14 protein-coding genes are annotated in these 17,183 nt (G+C 71.1%); 2 read left to right on the plus strand and 12 right to left on the minus strand.

Annotation, left to right across the window (positions count from 1 at the left end):
* The first annotated feature begins 252 nt into the window (after positions 1-252).
* Positions 253-4,080, plus strand: a complete 3,828-nt coding sequence (locus ACFYW1_RS30035) for a S8 family serine peptidase (RefSeq protein ID WP_389000061.1) — start codon at positions 253-255, stop codon at positions 4,078-4,080.
* Between the two features lie 51 nt (positions 4,081-4,131).
* Here ACFYW1_RS30035 and ACFYW1_RS30040 read toward each other — a convergent pair whose 3' ends face one another.
* The 3 genes from ACFYW1_RS30040 to ACFYW1_RS30050 form a co-directional block, all read right to left on the minus strand.
* Positions 4,132-5,142, minus strand: coding sequence for a helix-turn-helix domain-containing protein (locus ACFYW1_RS30040; RefSeq protein ID WP_389000064.1), 1,011 nt, complete (start codon positions 5,140-5,142; stop codon positions 4,132-4,134).
* Between the two features lie 208 nt (positions 5,143-5,350).
* The gene (locus ACFYW1_RS30045) at positions 5,351-5,674 is read right to left on the minus strand and encodes a DUF4190 domain-containing protein (protein ID WP_389000067.1); all 324 of its coding nucleotides are present in this window, start codon (positions 5,672-5,674) and stop codon (positions 5,351-5,353) included.
* Between the two features lie 59 nt (positions 5,675-5,733).
* Positions 5,734-5,910, minus strand: a complete 177-nt coding sequence (locus ACFYW1_RS30050) for a hypothetical protein (RefSeq protein WP_389000155.1) — start codon at positions 5,908-5,910, stop codon at positions 5,734-5,736.
* Positions 5,911-6,010: 100 nt separating this feature from the next.
* On the opposite strand from ACFYW1_RS30050, the gene ACFYW1_RS30055 reads away from it, so the two are divergent.
* Entirely contained in the window at positions 6,011-6,658 is a 648-nt protein-coding gene (locus ACFYW1_RS30055) for a TetR family transcriptional regulator (protein WP_389000070.1), read from the plus strand.
* 68 nt (positions 6,659-6,726) lie between these two features.
* Here the strand turns inward: ACFYW1_RS30055 and ACFYW1_RS30060 are convergent, their stop codons facing one another.
* From ACFYW1_RS30060 to ACFYW1_RS30100, 9 genes are all read right to left on the minus strand, one after another.
* Entirely contained in the window at positions 6,727-7,593 is an 867-nt protein-coding gene (locus ACFYW1_RS30060; protein WP_389000073.1) for a thioesterase family protein, read from the minus strand.
* 107 nt (positions 7,594-7,700) lie between these two features.
* The gene (locus tag ACFYW1_RS30065) at positions 7,701-8,372 is read right to left on the minus strand and encodes a trimeric intracellular cation channel family protein (protein ID WP_389000076.1); all 672 of its coding nucleotides are present in this window, start codon (positions 8,370-8,372) and stop codon (positions 7,701-7,703) included.
* An 18-nt stretch (positions 8,373-8,390) separates the two neighbouring features.
* Positions 8,391-9,599, minus strand: coding sequence for an ABC transporter ATP-binding protein (locus ACFYW1_RS30070; protein ID WP_389000149.1), 1,209 nt, complete (start codon positions 9,597-9,599; stop codon positions 8,391-8,393).
* A 35-nt stretch (positions 9,600-9,634) separates the two neighbouring features.
* On the minus strand, positions 9,635-10,735 hold the full coding sequence (locus ACFYW1_RS30075; RefSeq protein ID WP_389000079.1) for an ABC transporter ATP-binding protein: 1,101 nt from the start codon (positions 10,733-10,735) through the stop codon (positions 9,635-9,637).
* Complete coding sequence (locus ACFYW1_RS30080) at positions 10,732-11,733, minus strand: ABC transporter permease (protein WP_389000152.1); 1,002 nt, start codon at positions 11,731-11,733, stop codon at positions 10,732-10,734. The genes ACFYW1_RS30075 and ACFYW1_RS30080 overlap by 4 nt, the downstream gene beginning before the upstream one ends.
* Positions 11,734-11,877: 144 nt before the next feature.
* Entirely contained in the window at positions 11,878-13,650 is a 1,773-nt protein-coding gene (locus ACFYW1_RS30085) for an ABC transporter substrate-binding protein (protein WP_389000082.1), read from the minus strand.
* A gap of 95 nt (positions 13,651-13,745) precedes the next feature.
* Positions 13,746-14,750 (minus strand): ABC transporter permease, encoded by a 1,005-nt coding sequence (locus ACFYW1_RS30090; protein ID WP_389000085.1) that lies wholly within the window; start codon positions 14,748-14,750, stop codon positions 13,746-13,748.
* A 598-nt stretch (positions 14,751-15,348) separates the two neighbouring features.
* On the minus strand, positions 15,349-16,128 hold the full coding sequence (locus tag ACFYW1_RS30095) for an enhanced serine sensitivity protein SseB C-terminal domain-containing protein (RefSeq protein ID WP_389000088.1): 780 nt from the start codon (positions 16,126-16,128) through the stop codon (positions 15,349-15,351).
* Positions 16,129-16,301: 173 nt separating this feature from the next.
* Positions 16,302-17,072: an enhanced serine sensitivity protein SseB gene (locus tag ACFYW1_RS30100; RefSeq protein WP_389000091.1), complete on the minus strand. Its 771-nt coding sequence runs from the start codon at positions 17,070-17,072 to the stop codon at positions 16,302-16,304.
* Positions 17,073-17,183: the final 111 nt, after the last annotated feature.

The raw sequence follows: 17,183 nt of genomic DNA on the forward strand, positions 1-17,183 counted from the left end.
CGGGCCGGTGAAGTCCCCGGTGACGAGGCCGCCGGTCCGGCCGGTGAAGTCCCGGGCGACGAGGCCGTTTCCGGCGACGAGGAGGGGCCGCCCGGCCCCGGTGACCGCGCCGGTACGCGCGGCGGAGGGCGCCGTGTCGTTTTGGCGACATGTCGCAAGCGCGGCACGGAAAAGGCTGGTGCGGCCGATCGGCGGGGCCCCAGTCTTGAGCCGCACCGCGTGTCCATTTCCTTGCCACCTGGAAAGGTTCCGATGCACAGACGGTATCGATCTGCCGCCGTACTGGCGGCAGGAGTCCTCATCGCCACCTCGGCCCCCACATCCTTCGGCGCGAGCGCCGCCCCGGCGCCCGCCTCCGTCGGCGCGAACCCCGCAGGTCGCCCCCAGGTCACCTCCGTCACACTCGTGACCGGTGACCGGGTGCGGCTGGAGACCTTCCCCGGCGGCCGAAAGGCCGTCTCCGTCGAGCCGGCCCCGGGCGTCTCGCAGGCCGACTTCACCCAGCTGGAGATCGACAAGCAGCTGTACGTGCTGCCCCGCGCCGCACTCCCGTACATCGCCTCCGGCAAGCTGGACCGACAGCTGTTCAACATCACCTCCCTGATCGAGCAGGGTTACGACGACGCCCACGCCTCCGCCATCCCGCTGATCGCCCGCTACACCGGCGGCACGAACCCCACGGTCAAGGGGGCGCCCACCGGTTCGCGCAAGGGCCTGGTCCTCAAGAGCCTGCGCGGCTCGGCGCTGAAGGCGGACAAGAAGCAGGCCAGGCGCTTCTGGAAGGCCATCGACGACGACGCGCTCGCCAAGAGCGCCGCCGGGGACGGCACGAAGAAAGCCTCTTCCAAGAACTCCGCTTTCAAGAACGCGGCCTTCGAGGGCGGCGTCGAGAAGCTGTGGCTGGACGCGAAGGCCCACGCCTCCCTCGACCGCAGCACCGCGCAGATCGGTGCGCCCGAGGCGTGGAAGGCCGGCTACGACGGAAAGGGCGCGACCGTCGCCGTCCTGGACACCGGTGTCGACGCCACCCACCCCGACCTGGCCGGGAGACTCGGCGAGGTACGCAACTTCACCGAGGATCCCACCGCGAACGACGGCAACGGCCACGGCACCCACGTCGCCTCCACCATCGCCGGCAGCGGCGCCGCCTCGGACGGCTCGCGCAAGGGCGTGGCGCCGGGGGCACGGCTGATGATCGGCAAGGTGCTCGACGACACCGGCTCCGGGCCGTACTCCGCCATCCTCGGCGGGATGGAATGGGCCGCCCGCTCGGGCGCCGACATCGTCAGCATGAGCCTGGGCGGCCAGCCCACCGACGGCACCGACATACTCAGCATCGCCCTCGACTACCTCAGCGAGGACACCGGCACCCTCTTCGTCGTGGCGGCGGGCAACTCGGGCGCCGACTACACGGTGGGCGCCCCGGGCGCCGCGGCGAACGCGCTGACCGTGGGCGCCGTCGACCGCGACGACAAGCTGGCCCCCTTCTCCAGCCGCGGTCCGCGCGTCGGGGACAACGGCGCCAAGCCCGACCTCACCGCTCCCGGCGTCGGCATCGTCGCCGCCCGCGCGGCCGGTACGTCCATGGGCAACCCGGTGGACGCGTCGTACACCGCCGCTTCCGGTACGTCCATGGCGACCCCGCACGTGGCGGGCGCGGCGGCGATCCTGGCCGCGCAGCACCCGGACTGGAACGGCCGGCAGCTCAAGGACGCGTTGATGAGCACGACGCGTACCGCCCCCGACCAGACGGTCTACGAGCAGGGCACCGGCCGGGTGGACGTGGCCCGCTCGGTGCGCCAGCAGGTGCGCGCCACCGGCACCACCACCTTCGGCGCCCTGGAGCCGGACTCGGGCCCGCAGCAGGTGCGCGTCACCTACACCAACGACGGCGACGCGCCCGTCGCGCTCGCCCTGGCCACCACCTTCGACAAGCTCTACGGCTCCCCGCCCCCGGCAGGAGCCGTCGGCGCCCCCGAGCAGGTCACCGTGCCCGCCCACGGCACTGCCGACGTGACCGTGACCCTCGACGTGCCCGCGCTGCCCGAGGGCATCTACGGCGGTCGCCTCACCGCCACCTCGGCCGACGGGCAGACCGTCGCGCACACCGTTCTCTCCGCGACGAAGGACCCGGCCAAGCACAAGGTCACCGTGCGCGGCGTCGACCGCGACGGGCAGCCGGCGACCGTCTCCCCGCTGATCCTGCTGGGCCCCATAGGCCGCTTCGACGTCCTCGGGGAGTTGCCGGCGGGGAACACCGCGACGGTGGAGCTGCCCTCGGGCACGTACTACCTGCACGGCGTCATCCGGCAGTACACCGAGGACAACCTCACCACCAGCCTGGTGGTCGACCCCCAGGTGCGGGTGAGCGGCGACACGGACCTGGTGTTCGACGCGCGCAAGGCGGTCCCCGTGGAGATCCGGACCCCCCAGCGGGCCGAGCAGCGGGGCCCGATGGTCTTCAGCACCCACTGGAAGACCGGCGAGCGGGAGTTCGCCAGCTTCTTCTCCACCTCCCACAGCGGCGGGATGCGCCTCTACGTCACGCCCACCGGGAAGTACACCGAGGGAGACTTCGAGTTCTCCTCCCGCTGGCAGCTGACCGCACCGATGCTCCGCGCACGCGCGGTCTCCACCGGCGCCGCGGCCGGTGTCCCCGTCCGGCTGCTCCACAACTCCCCCGCCGTGGAAGGCGTGCGGCGCCTGCGGGTGGTGGACGCCGGTCACGGACGGCCCGAGGACTACGCGGCACTGCGCGAACGGGGCACGGACGTCCGCGGCGCGGCGGTGCTCGTGGAACTGGAGGGAATCGAGTACGACGAGGCGGTGGCCGCGGCCGCCAAGGCCGGAGCCGCGGCCGCCGTCACCACCGCCGACGGCAACAGGTCCGCGACCGCGACCTGGCAGCCGGTGGGACCGCGACTGCCCGCGATCGGGCTGTACGCCTCCCCCGCCACCGCGCAGCGGCTGCGCGTGCCGGGCACCGTGCTGGAGTTGAGGGGGACCCCGGAGAGCCCCTACCTCTACGACGTCGTGCAGGTCTCCCAGCAGCGTGTCCCCGAGCGCGTGGTCCACGAGGTGGGGCCGAGGAACACGGCCACCGTGGTCTCGCGCTACCCGGACACGAGCGGGACGCGGTACGTCACGGAGAACCGGGAGTCCTGGCGTCCGTGGGAGGGGGAGAACGTGTACCTCTCCCCCTGGGCCCGGTACGCCCGCACCGGACAGGTGCGGACGGAGTACCTGAGCGGTCCCGCCGACGCCCGGTGGCTGCACTGGGTCAACCCCCGCAACACCTGGGCGGGCCAGACGAGGGGAACCGGCATGTTCGGCCCCCTGCGCACCTACCGGCCCGGTGAGCGCACCACGGAGAGCTGGTACGCCCCCGTGGTCCGCCCGGCGATCCCCCGGGGTGCCGAAGGGCTGGCGTACCGCAAGGGCGACCGGCTGACCCTGGGGATCCCCGAGTTCGCCGACACCGTCTCCGGCCACTACGGCCACGCCCTGCCCCGCAGGGACGCCGACACCCCCCACCCCGACGAGACCCGCGCCGTACTGCGCCGCGACGGCGAGGTCCTCGCCGAAGGCCCCCGGGCGTGGGGCGTCTTCCCCGCGGGCGGGGACGACGGCCGCTACCGGCTGGACCTGGACGTGAAGCGCACCTCTCCCGAGGGCACCCTCTCGCGGGCCACCAGCACCCGCTGGTCGTTCACGGCTCCTCGTCCGGCCGGGGACGAGGAGTCCCTGCTCCCCCTCCTCCAGCTCGACTACGACGTGGCCACCGACCTCCGGGGCTCCGCCCCCGGCTCCGGGCCCTTCGCCTTCGGAGTGAGCGCCCGCCACCAGGACGGCCTGACGGGCCGTTCCGTGAAGGGCATGGAGGTGTCCGTCTCGTACGACGACGGCGAGCACTGGCGGGCGGCGAAGGTTTCCGCCCGGAGCGACGGTGCCTACCGTGTCCGGGTCACCCACCCCTCGACCGCCCGCACCAGCGGGTACGTCACGCTGCGGGTCCGCGCCTGGGACGACGCGGGCAACGAGGTGACGCAGGAGATCGAGCGGGCTTACGCACTGAGGTAGTACGCGGGACACGCGAGCCGCGACCGGTCCCGGTCGCGGCTCGCGTGCGTCCTACGACAGCCAGTCGCGCCGCGATGCCTGCCACACCAGCTGCGTACGCGTCGTCGCGCCCGCCCGCCGCATCAGCGCGGTGATCCGGCGCTGCACCGTGCGGTGGCTGACCCGCAGCTGGGTGGCGATCGCCTTGTCCGTCACGCCCGCGACGACCAGGGAGAGCAGATAGCGCTCGTCGTCGGCGAGGCTGCCGCCCGGTTCCATGCCGCCGGCGAAGTCGGCAAGTTCGCCCGCCTCCGTGACGTGCAGCGGGGTCCCCGCCGCCCACTGGATGTCGAACAGGGCGACGAGGGCGTCCAGGAGGGTGCTGCTGCGGATGATCGCCGCGGTCGGCTCGCCGCTGATGCCGGACGTGCCGCCCGGCATCAGCGGGCAGACGGCGACGGAGCTGTCGACGATGACCATGCGCACGGGGAGGGTGCTGGTGGCGCGGGCCACCTCACCGGCGCGGATGCCCTGGGCGACGTTGTCGACCATGCCGGGCTGCTCCAGGCAGGCCCGTTCGTAGATCGCCTCGTAGCGGATGCCCTGGGCGAGCAGCTCGAACTCCTCGTCGTTGTCCTGGGCGCGCAGCGCCACGGGATCGGCCTTGCAGAACCACCGCAGGTCGCTGCGGGCCCCGTAGGCGAGTTGGCGCAGCTGCTGACGGATGGCGCCGGCCCCGGTGATCACCTCGACCAGTTGCCCGGCGTCATGGCGCCGGCCGCCCGCCCGGTACTCCTCGGCCAGCTGCTCCACCGCGCGCCGCGCCCATTCCAGTGCTTCCTGTCCGCGCGCCAGCAGGGGTTGCAGCGCCACGTCCGGCGGGACGGGTACGTACCGCGTGTCGCCGTCGCCCGGCAGCCGCCCGACCAGGCCCTTGTCGTGCAGGGAGGACAGCAGCGCCGCCGCCTCGCGTTCCCGGATGCGGAGCCGTTGGGCGATCTCGTCCACGCCCGCGCTCCGTACCTCCACCAGGTGGCGGTAGACCCGCTCCTCCGCCGCCTCGATCCCCGCTATCTCCAGCAAGCGCTTTCTCCCTCCCCGCAACTCACCCCGGACGGACGCCCACTGTGCCATCCAAGATCGAAAGCGAACAGAATGCGAGCAGACCTGACGAATGATCAGGAGACGTCACGGTTTCCGCGAGCCCCGGGCGGGACGCCCGACGAGGAGGCGCGGCGGGGGCGGCGTCCCGGGAGCCGGGCGGCCGCGACGGGGATCCGCCCCGCCCGGCTCAGCCGCCGAAGTTCCAGGCGACGACGCCGTTTCCGGTGACGAGGAGGGCGAGGACCACGAGGTCGGCGACGCCGAGCGCGAGCCCGAGCAGGGCGCGGCCGCGACGGGAGGTGGACCGGGCAAGGGCGAGGATCGCCATCACGATGGCGGCCGGGCCGAGCAGGATGTTCATCACCAGCAGTCCGACGAGCCCGAGCACGAACGAGGCCACGGCCAGCCCGTCCGCGTCCCGGGTGGAGCGTCGGGCGGGGGCGGCCGGCCCACAGGAGGCGGGGGGCGGGGCGGCGACTTCGGGGCGGCGGGCGGTCGCGGTGAGGGTCATGACGGCGGACTCCTTCGGGTCGGGGTGCGGTGCGGCGGGCATCACGGCGGCGCGGCCGGTCACGAGGAGCGGCGACGCGCGCCCGCCCGCTCGCGCACGGCGAAGACCAGCAGCCAGCAGCCGATCAGGGCACCGAGCACGAGGGAGAGCGCGGGCGGGATCTGGGCCACCGCACCCAGCACGACCCCCAGCAGGAGCAGGGCGACGACGAGGACGATCATGTTCAGCCTTTCCACGGGCTCTCACGAGCACTTGAGATTACGACTGTTCACTGACTCCTCAGTCTAGACCCGGCTCCCCTTCCCCACTCCGGAGAACAGTTGTTTACTGAATGGCATGAGTCACACCGTCGGCGTCCGCCGGACCCAGAAGCTGAGAACACGTCAGGCACTGCTGGACGCCGCACTCGCCCTCCTGGAGCACCAGAGCCTCAGCAGCCTCGGGCTGCGCGAGGTGACCCGGGCCGCGGGCGTCACGCCCACCGCCTTCTACCGGCACTTCGAGGACACCGCCGCGCTCGGCGTGGCACTCGTCGAGGAGGCGCTGGGCAGTCTGCACGGAATGATCGGCGCGGTCCTCGCCGAGACCGGCGACAGCGAGGAGCGCCTGGGGCGCAGCGTCGAGCTGATCCTGCGCCACGTCGGCGAGCAGCCCGCCCACTTCCGCTTCATCGCCCGCGAGCAGCACGGCGGGGTCGGCCCGGTCCGTGAGGCCATAGCGGCCCAGCTGCGGCGGTTCGCCGAGGAGACGGCGGCGGCGCTCGCCGGGGAGCCGCAGTCCCGGGGGTGGAGCGACGAGGACCTGCTGATGCTGGGCGGCTTCTACGTCGACCACATGGTGATGACCACGTCGGCGCTGCTGGACGCGGGGCCGGAGGGCGAGCGGCGGGTGGCCGAGACGGCCCGGCGGCGGCTCAGGCTGGTCAACCTCGGCCGGCTCCACTGGCTGGACGGCCCGGGCGATCCGGACGGCCCGGGCGCCTGAGCGCGTCCGCCCCGCACGCACAGGGGCCCGCCGGATTCCGGCGGGCCCCTGCGGGGATCGATGGCACTTCAGGAACGCGACACCCTGGCCAGCTGGCGGGACTGGGCCACCAGTCGGTCCGCGCTGTCCCAGACGTCCGCGTCCTCCTCCAGGAAGCCGCCCGCGAGGTTGCGGGTGGTGATGGAGACCCGGAGCGGGCCCGGGGCGGGGCGGCAGCGGATGTGGGTGGTCAGCTCGATGGTGGGCGTCCAGCCCTTGATGCCCAGCTCGAAGGCGGTGGGCGGCAGCGCGTCCACGGTCAGGAGCAGCGAGAGCGGGTCGGCGTCGCGGCCGTCCGCGAGGCCGAACCAGCCGCGCATCTCGCCCTTGCCGGAGGGCGCGCCCACGGCCCAGCCGACCGTCGCCGGGTCCAGCTTGATGTCGATCCGTTCGGTGATGGCGGAACTGCCGGGGATCGGGGCCGGGCCGTCGCTCGCGCCGAGGCAGTGCTCCAGCGGCGGGATGGCCGGCGGCTTCGCCGACGTGCGGACCTCATCGGTCAGGGCGTCCAGGTCGCCGTAGGTGGCGATGACCCGGATGCGCTCGACCTCGGAGCCGTCCTGCGCGTACTGGAAGAGGGACGCCTGGCCGGTGGAGAGGGTACGGCCGGTGCGGACGGTCTGGGTCCGGATCACCGCGGGGCCGGGGACGGACGCGGTGAGGTAGTGCGCGGAGACGGAGAAGGGGTCCGGGTGCGGCAGGGCCTCGCCGAGCGCGCGGCCCAGCATGGCGAGCAGATAGCCGCCGTTGACGGCGTGGATGATCGTCCAGCCCGCGGAGAGTTCGGCGTCGTAGACGCCCTCTTCCCGGAGGGTGACGGCGGTGTCGCGGTCGAACTCGCTGTCCCCGATGGTCGCCTGCGCGGTCGGTGCCGCCTGCTCTGCTGCCTGTGCCATGCGACGCACCGTACACCGATTGTATTACTGAGCGGTAGCTTTTTCGTGGTCCGAAAATGACGGGCCCGCCCGGACCCGGAACGGACCGCGCCCCGGCACGGGCCGCTTCAGGTGGCCGCGGAGCCCTCCTCGGCCCTCGCGGACTTCCGGTTGTAGGCGCGCGGGGCCCGCCAGTGGTAGCGCATCGCCAGCAGCCGCAGCACGAAGGCGACGATCACCGCGGTGCCGCTGGTGAACGCGTTGAGCGCGCCGAAGCGGATGCACAGGACGATCATCATGGCGCCGACCATCGCGGGCACCGCATACAGGTCGCGGTCCCAGCGCAGCAGCGAGGGCACCTCGTTGGCCAGTACGTCGCGCAGCACGCCGCCGCCGACCGCGGTGGCCAGCCCGAGGGTCGCCGACGCGGTGAGGCCGAGCCCGTAGTCGTACGCCTTGACCGTGCCCGTGACGCAGAACAGCCCGAGGCCCGCCGCGTCGAAGACGTTGACGCCCACCTGGATCCGTTCGACGTGCGGATGCAGGAAGAACACCAGGGCGGCGGCGAGGAGCGGGGTGGTGAAGTAGCCGAGATCCGTGAACGCCGCGGGCGGGAGCGCCCCGATGACGACGTCACGGAACAGCCCCCCGCCCAGCGCGGTCACCTCGGCGAGCACCGCGATGCCGAAGACATCGAAGTTCTTGCGTACGGCGAGCAGAGCGCCGGAGATCGCGAAGACGAAGATTCCGGCGATGTCGAGCGCATGCTGGACGGAGGGCGTGAACAGTTCGTTGAGCACCGGGCAATTGTGCCGGTACTACTCCTTGGGGTTGTCCTCCGGCGTATCGGACGACCCGGTACCACCGTCCGCCGCGGGTTCGGCGGCGGCCTCGGGCTCCGGCGCCTCGGGCTCCGGCTTGCTCACCTCGACGATCTCGATCGCCTCGCGCGCCTGGGCCGTCACCTCCTCGCCGGGCACCTGGTCGGGCGCGTTCTCCGGGTGGTGGCAGGCCACCTGGTGCCCGGTCTTCAGCGCGGCCAGCGGCGGCTCCTGCGTCTTGCAGACCTCCGTGGCCTTCCAGCACCGGGTGTGGAACCGGCAGCCGCTGGGCGGTGCGATCGGCGACGGCACGTCGCCCTTGAGCAGGATCCGCTCGCTCTTGGCCGACCGCCGCTTGGGGTCCGGGATCGGGACCGCCGAGAGCAGCGCCTTGGTGTACGGGTGCATCGGCGCCTTGTAGAGCGACTCGCGGTCGGCCAGCTCCACGATCTTGCCGAGGTACATCACCGCGATCCGGTCCGAGACGTGCCGGACGACCGACAGGTCGTGGGCGATGATCACGTACGTGAGGCCCAGCTCGCGCTGGAGGTCGTCGAGCAGGTTCACCACCTGCGCCTGGATCGAGACGTCCAGCGCCGACACCGGCTCGTCCGCCACGACCAGCTTCGGCTTGAGCGCGAGCGCGCGGGCGATCCCGATGCGCTGGCGCTGGCCGCCGGAGAACTCGTGCGGGTAGCGGTTGTAGTGCTCGGGGTTGAGGCCCACCACCTCCAGCAGCCGCTGCACCTCCTTCTTGACGCCGCCCTCGGGCGTGACGCCCTGGAGCTTGAAGGGGGCACCCACGATCGTGCCGATCGTGTGCCGGGGGTTCAGCGAGGAGTACGGGTCCTGGAAGATCATCTGCATGTCCCGGCGCATCGGACGCATGCCGCTGACCCCGAGGTGGGTGATGTCCCTCCCCTCGAACTCGATCTTCCCCGCGGTGGGTTCGAGCAGCCGGGTGATCAGCCGGCCCATCGTCGACTTGCCGCAGCCGGACTCACCGACGACGCCCAGGGTCTCGCCCGAGCGCACCTCGAAGTCGATCCCGTCGACGGCCTTCACGGCACCGGTGGTGCGCTGCAGCATCCCCTTCTTGAGGGGGAAGTGCTTCTGCAGCCCGGTCACCTTGAGCAGCACCTCGCGGGAGGCGGCGTCCCCGGCCGGCGTCCCGTCGCCGGCAGCCCTCTGCGCCGGAACGTCCACGCCCTTGTCCTCGCTCGTCACGGCCTTTTCCTCGCTCACAGCTTGGGCGCAATCTCTTCGGTCCAGATACGCTCCCGCTGCTCCTGCGACATGTGGCAGGCCGCCCAGTGCCGGCTGCCGACCTCCTGCAGCTCGGGCCGTACGGTGCGGGTGACGTCGTCCTTGGGCACGTCCGCGTACGGGCAGCGCGGGTTGAAGGCGCAGCCCGAGGGGATGTTGATGAGCGACGGCGGGGAACCCTTGACCGGGATGAGCCGGTCGGTCTGGTCGCGGTCGAGGCGCGGCATCGAGCCCAGCAGGCCCCAGGTGTAGGGGTGCCGGGGCTCGTAGAACACCTTCTCGGCCGGTCCGCGCTCGACGCAGCGCCCGCCGTACATCACCAGGATGTCGTCGGCGAGCTCGGCCACGACGCCCAGGTCGTGGGTGATGATGATGACGGCGGAGCCGAACTCCTTCTGCAGGTCCCGGATCAGGTCGAGGATCTGCGCCTGGACGGTCACGTCCAGCGCGGTCGTCGGCTCGTCGGCGATCAGCAGCTCGGGGTTGTTGACCAGCGACATGGCGATCATCGCGCGCTGGCGCATGCCGCCGGAGAACTCGTGCGGGTAGCTGTCGACGCGCTTGTCGGGCTGCGGGATGCCGACCCGGTCGAGCATCTCCACCGCCCGCTTGCGGGCGGTCTTCTTGTCCACGGCGTGGTGGACCCGGTACGCCTCCACGATCTGCTTGCCGATCGTGTAGTACGGGTGCAGCGCGGACAGCGGGTCCTGGAAGATCATGGCCATGTCGCGGCCGCGCAGCTTGCGCACCTCGTCGGGGTCGGCCGTCAGCAGTTCCTTGCCGTCCAGCCAGATCTCGCCGGAGACCTGCGCCTTGCGCTTGCCGTACTGGCCGGCGGTGTGCAGGCCCATGATGCCCAGCGAGGTGACGGACTTCCCGGAGCCGGACTCTCCGACGATGCCGAGGGTCTTGCCCTTCTCCAGCTGGAAGCTGAGCCCGTCGACGGACTTGACCAGTCCGTCGTCGGTCGGGAAGTGCACCTTGAGGTCGCGTACTTCGAGGAAGGCGGAGGGAGCGGGCGATCCGGTCCGGGTGGGTTCGCCCAGCGCGGCACCGCTCTTGTGCAGTTCGGTCATCCCAGCCTCACTCGCGGGTCGATGACGGCGTACAGAATGTCGACGAGGAGGTTGGCGACGGCGATCGCGAGAGCCGCGAACAGGGTGACGCCGAGGATCACCGGCAGGTCCTTGTTGCTGATGGCCTGGACCGCCGCGAGCCCGAGCCCCGGCAGGTTGAACGTGGACTCGGTGAGGACGGCGCCACCGAGGAGCACGCCGATGTCGAGGCCGAAGACGGTGAGGATCGGTGTCATCGCGGAACGCAGCGCGTGCCGGGTGATGACGGTGCCCTCGCCCAGGCCCTTGGCGCGGGCGGTGCGGATGTAGTCCTCGCCGAGCACTTCGAGCATGGTGGCCCTGGTGAGGCGGGCGTACATCGCGGCGTTCAGGAACGCGAGCACGATCCACGGCAGGATCAGGGTCTGGAACCAGGTGCCGATGCTGTCGTCCGTGGAGAGGTTGTCGGCGATCTTCACCCAGCCGAAGTTGTGCACGAACAGGCCCATCGCGACCATGCCGGTGAAGAAGATCGGCAGCGAGACGCCGGCCAGGGCCGTGGTCATCGCGGCGCGGTCCCAGATGGTGCCGCGGCGGAGCGCGGACACCACACCGGTGGCGACGCCACCGAGGAGCCACAGGACACAGGCACCGGCGGCGAGGCCCCCGGTGACGGGCAGGGCGTCCTTGAGGGTGGTCCAGACCGGGACCTCCGTGCGGAAGGAGTACCCGAAGCAGGGAGCGGCGCAGTGGGTGACGTCGGCACCGTTCGCGTAGTCGCGCCCCATCGGGATGCCCTTGACGAAGTCCCAGAACTGGACGAGAAGGGGCTCGTCGAGACCCAGTTTGACCCGGATGCCCTGGAGCTGCTCGACACCCGTGGCCTTGCCGGCGAAGAGGACTGCTACGTCCTGGCCCGCCCACTTGGGCAGCATGAAGAAGATGGTGAAGGTCGCGAGCAGTACGACGAGCACCATGATGACTACGGCGAACAGGCGCCGGATGAGATAAGCAAGCACTGTGTGCGGCCCGGCGGTGGCCGGGAACCCCTTGTGGGGGCTCCCGGCCACCGCCCCGGCCATCACCTGCCCTTCGGACTGGCGGGTTTCGGCGGCAGTGGAACAGTCAACGGGGTTGACTGCAAATGCTGTTGGCTACAGCGATTACTTGACGACGCCGAGCGAGACGTAGTCGTAGCGGCCGTTGTAGGCGTCGGACATGTAGGCGTTCGTCAGACGGCTTCCGCGCCAGGTGATGTTCTTCTCGTAGATGAAGGGCATCCAGTCGGCCTGGTCGAGGATCCGCTTGTCGAGCTCCTTGTAGATCTCACCGGCCTTGACCGGGTCGGTCTCCGCGATCGCCTTGTCGAACAGCCCGTCGATCTTCGGGTCGTTCAGCTGCGACTCGTTGTAGTTGCCGGTGTCCGCGAGGAAGCGGCTGTCCCACAGCGGCTGGCCGAAACCCTGGCCGGACGGGAAGTCCGGGCCCCAGCCGCTCATCGTCATGCCGTAGCCGCGCTTCTTCACGACGGACGGCGAGCCGGTGATGCTGGACGCCTCGGCGCCGTCGATCGGGTCGACCTCGACCTTGATGCCGACCTTGCCGAGCTGCTCCTGGAGCGCCTCGGCGGTGTCGACCTCACCCGGGTTGTTGTTGCGGGCGGTGAGCTTGGTGGTGAAGCCGTTCGGCTGGCCGCACTGCTTCAGCTCGTCCTTGGCCTTGGCCAGGTCCGGCTTGCCCTTGCGGGCGAGGACGCCGTACGGGTCGTAGTCGCTGTGGCCCTTGATGGAGACCGGCAGGGTGCTGTTGGCGATCGCGCCACCGGCGATCTCGCCACCGCGGGTCTGCTGGAGACCGGCGAAGTCCGTGGCGTAGAAGACGGCCTTGCGGCAGTGGACGTCGTCGAACGGCTTGGCCGTGTGGACGAGCGCCACGTAGCGGACGAAGGACGTCTGCATGTTGTCGACGCTGTCCCGGTGCTTCTGGATGGCGGTGACGCGGCCGGACTGGGTCATGCCGGTGCCGTTGAGGTCGACGTCGTAGTCGCCCTCCATCAGCTTCTTGTCGTTCTCCTCCAGGTTGGCGGAGATCGTGACGGTGATCTTGTCCGGGAGCGCGGCGCGAACCGGGTCCGAGGACTTCTGCCACTTGTCGTTGCGGACGAGCACGATGTTCTTGCCCGGCTTGTACGTCTCGAACTTGTACGGGCCGTTGGAGAACGGGCGCTGGGTGTACTTCGCGCCGGTGTCCTTCTCCGCCTTCACGGGCGAGCCGGACGGCATGGCGAGGAACTGCTCGAAGTCACCGTTGGGCTTGGGCAGCTTGAAGACGATGGTGTTGTCGTCCGGGGTCTCGATCGCCTTGAGGCCGAGCTTGTCCGGGGACTTGTCCTTGTAGGGGCCCTTGTACTCGCCCTTGGGGTCCAGCGTCTGCATCAGGTACTGCGGACCACCGGTGATGGTGTCCGTCGCCCAGATGCGCTCGATGCCGTACTTGACGTCCTTGGAGGTCAGCTTGGAGCCGTCCTCCCAGGTCAGACCATCACGCAGCTTGTACGTGTAGGTCTTGCCGCCGTCCGAGATCTCACCGGGACCGGTGGCGAGGTCGCCGACCAGCTTGGTGGACGCCTGACCCGGCTTGGCGTCGTAGGTGACCAGCTGGCGGGTGTAGAAGCGCATGAAGTCCCAGGCCATGCCGTAGTAGGCACGCTGGGGGTCGGCGGAGTCGAGGTCCTGCTTGCCGACGAACTTGAGCGTTCCGCCCTTCTTGGTGGACGGGTTGGCGACCTTGTTGAACGCCGCGTTGAAGCCGGCGCCCTTCGACTTGCCGCCGCTCTCGCCGTCGTCGCCGCCGCCGCACGCCGTGGTGGTCATCAGCGCCGCGACCACGAGGGCCGCACCAGCGGTGAGCCGTCGTTTCGAGGTAACTGTGGACATTTTCTCGCAACCTCCGAGATCGCGGTCCCAGGCCGTTGCTTGCCGGAGAACCATGGGAAAAGCCACCTGACGATGCGGCAGGGGCAAGTCGTGGGTTATCGGGTCCCCTTGGGGTCCAGGGCGTCGCGCAGCCCGTCCCCGAAGAGGTTGAAGGCCAGCACGGTGATGAAGATCGTCACACCGGGGAAGACCATGAACATCGGGTCGTGCTCGTACGTCTCCAGGGCGTCCCGCAGCATTCCGCCCCAGGAGGCGGTGGGCGGCCGGACACCGGCGCCGAGGAAGCTGAGCGCCGCTTCGGTGAGGATGTTGGTGGGGATCATGAGCGTCGCGTAGACGGTGATCGGTGCCACCAGGTTGGGCAGCAGTTCGCGGAAGAGGATGTGCACCCGCCCGCCGCCGAGGCTGCGCGCCGCTTCGACGTACTCGCGTTCGCGCAGCGAGAGCGTCTGGCCCCGGACGATGCGCCCCACGTACGGCCAGCCGAAGAAGCCGATGACGGCGACGAGGACGGCGATGCGCACGCCGCTGCCGGTCAGCCCGAGCAGGTCGTCGGGGAGGACCGAGACCAGGGAGATGATGAAGAGGAGCTGCGGGAAGGACAGCAGCACGTCCATGACCCGGCTGATCGCCGCGTCCACCCAGCCGCCGAAGTAACCGGCGATGATCCCGAAGAGCGTGCCGAGGGCGACGGCGACCATGGCCGCCAGGAACGCCACGAGCAGCGAGATCCGGGCGCCGTAGACGATCCGGCTGAAGACGTCGCGCCCCTTGTTGGGCTCGACGCCGAACAGGAAGTCGCCGCTCACCCCGCCGAGGCTGCCCATCGGGAGGTTGGTCAGCGGGTCGAGCTTCTCCTGGTGGAACTCGTTCGGCGGATGTCCGAGCAGGCTCACGATCAGCGGCGCGAAGATCGCCACCAGGACCAGGAGGAGCACGGTGATGCCGCCCGCCAGCGCGACCTTGTCCTGCTTCAGGCGGCTCCAGGCGATCTGCTTGAGAGACCGGCCCTCGACCTTCTTCGCCCCGGAGTCGCCCGCGGGACCGCCGGCCGCGACCGGATCCGCTTCCGTGGTCGGCTCTTGCAGTGGTGCCGTCATCGTGGCAAGGACCCCTCTCAACCGGCGGTGGCCGGGCCGAACTGGCCGCTGTGGCGGCGCGATCAGTCAGTCGTACACAGAGGCGGCAAGACGCCCTTGCTGCGGGAGTCTTCATTGCCGTCACTACAGGTAGCCAGACCGTCAGACGAATGGATGCCTAACCGTGATGCGGTCTGGGGTGTTCCGTTATCCGGACGGATGTGAACGCCCCTCGAACACGGGCCAGTTGAGCCAGAACGGGGCACGCGGGTGAATTGACCCCGCTTTCGCCACCAGACATGACCAGCGGGTAAATCCCGGACATGGCGGGCGGGATGACCAGGGAAACGACGAACTCACCCATCGGTGGCGACAGTTGGGCACGCATGCGCGCATCGCGGGAATATCGGATGTACGGAAACCAATGCGGCGACCACGGACCAGTGCCATGGAAAGCATCGGACGGGCACGAATCGGCACGGACCCGTGGACCGGCGCCAGGGTCGGGGTCGGGCCGGGAGGAAGCGCCGGCGCCTCGTGGGGCGCGGGTCCCCGTCCGGGCCGCCGCACCGGGCCGGGTGCGCGACGCCCCTCGGGCGCGCGGCGGGCGGAGCCGGCGTCAGTACGTGCGCTGGGGCGGGTAGCCGTAGCCCGCGGCGGGGGCGGCCGGGGCGTGGGCCTCGCGGTCGTAGAACGGCCGGGCGTTGGCGCGCAGCCACATCGCGACCGGGTCGTACTCGTCGGACATCGCGACGGTGGAGACGGGCAGGCCGTCCGGGACCGCGGCGATCGACTGCTGCATCATCGCGCGCACCGTGTCGACCGAGGGGCGGCTGGTGTCGTAGAGGTCGAGGCCGATGGCGAGGTACGGGGCGCCGAGCGCGGGCTGCACCCAGGCGCGGCGCAGCGAGCGGATCGCGGGGGTGCGGTGGGCGTTCTGCGCGAGCTGGGCGTAGAACTGCGGGATCTCGATGGCCGGCTCGGTGAGCCGGAGCGGGCCCGCGGGCATCCGGTCGAGGCCGGTGGCGATACGGCGCAGGTCCAGCCAGGGGATGCCGACGCCGCCGCCCGGGGCGTGCGGGTTGAGCCAGATGCCCCAGCGGTCCGGGAAGAGGGCGCGGGCGATGTCGTGACCGGTGACCACCTCGTGGGCGCGGTTCCAGCCGCTGGCCGAGAGCTCCTGGGCGGAGGTCACGCAGGGGGCGTAGCCGAGGCCGTCGACCTCCATGTTCCCGTACTGGGCGTCGGGCGAGCCCGGCGCGCCGTGCCACAGGAGCATCCAGACCCGGTCGTTCGCGAGGGCCTGCAGAAGTGCCTCGTACGCGTCGTAGCGCCCGGGCGTCACTTGGCGCAGCATGTGCTCGACCTGCCCGGCCGCCGCGGTGCCTGACGCACTCACCTGGTCCCGCCCCTCTTCGACTCCACTGTGTCGGCCCGCCGCGCCCCCGGCCTCCGGGCGCGGCCCGATGCCGAGGCACCAGCCATGAAACCAGCTTATGCGCCGGTCCTGACACCGGCTTGACACCACGGGCCGGATCCGCGCGGTCCGGTTCCGGGGCCCCGGAACCCGTCCTAGCGGTCCGCCCGCCGGTAGAACGGCCGGACCTTCTCCCGCATCCAGTCGCCCACCGGGTCCTGTGCCACGTCGAGCAGGACGAGATTGACCGGCCAGGGCACCTCGACCCGGCCGAGGGCGCGGCCGAGGGCGTCCATCGGGGCGTTGCGGCCCGCGCCGTCCCAGGTGGAGAACTCGACGCCGATGAACAGGACGGGGTCCTCGCCCTCGATGCTGGCCAGGGCCCGGCGCGCGGTGAGCACGACGCCGCTCTCCTCGAACTCGCCGGCCGCCGCGGAGAGGAAGTCGACGGGCTCCTCCTGCCAGTCCGGCTCGTACAGCCGGACCCGGCCGCCGCTGGCCGGGCCGTCCAGCGGGGTGCGTCCGGCCCGGCAGAGCTCGGCCACGGCGGGCGGCGGCAGCGGCATCCCGACCGCGCCGCCCGGGTTCACGGCGATGCCGAGCTGCGGGGGCAGTCCGCGGGCGAAGTCGCGGGCGGGCGCGACGGTGAAGGACATGTGGGCGCCGACGCAGGCGAGGAACTGCTGCTCGGAGCTGAACACGGGGACGTACGGGGCGCCGTCGATCTCCACCGTCGGCAGGTCGAGGGCCGGGGAGTCCGGTCCGCCGCCGTTGGGCAGGGGCACCCAGACCTGGTTGCGTCCGAGCACCTCGACGAGCCGTCCGCCCGCCTCCGGGCTGCCCACCGAGGCCATCAGCACCTCTTCGAGCTCGTTGGCCGGCCATCCGCCCTGCGGATGGGACTGGACCTGCGCCGGAATGTCCACTGCTTCCCCTTCTTGCCCGAGCCTTCCGGCAGAAGGTTAACGCCCGCCGCCGCGACCGCCCCGATCCCTCGAACGTCCGGCCGACCGGCCCGTCGGCGTCCCTCCTCCGTC

It is taken from the genome of Streptomyces sp. NPDC002669 (assembly GCF_042889165.1).
Lineage (GTDB): Bacteria > Actinomycetota > Actinomycetes > Streptomycetales > Streptomycetaceae > Streptomyces.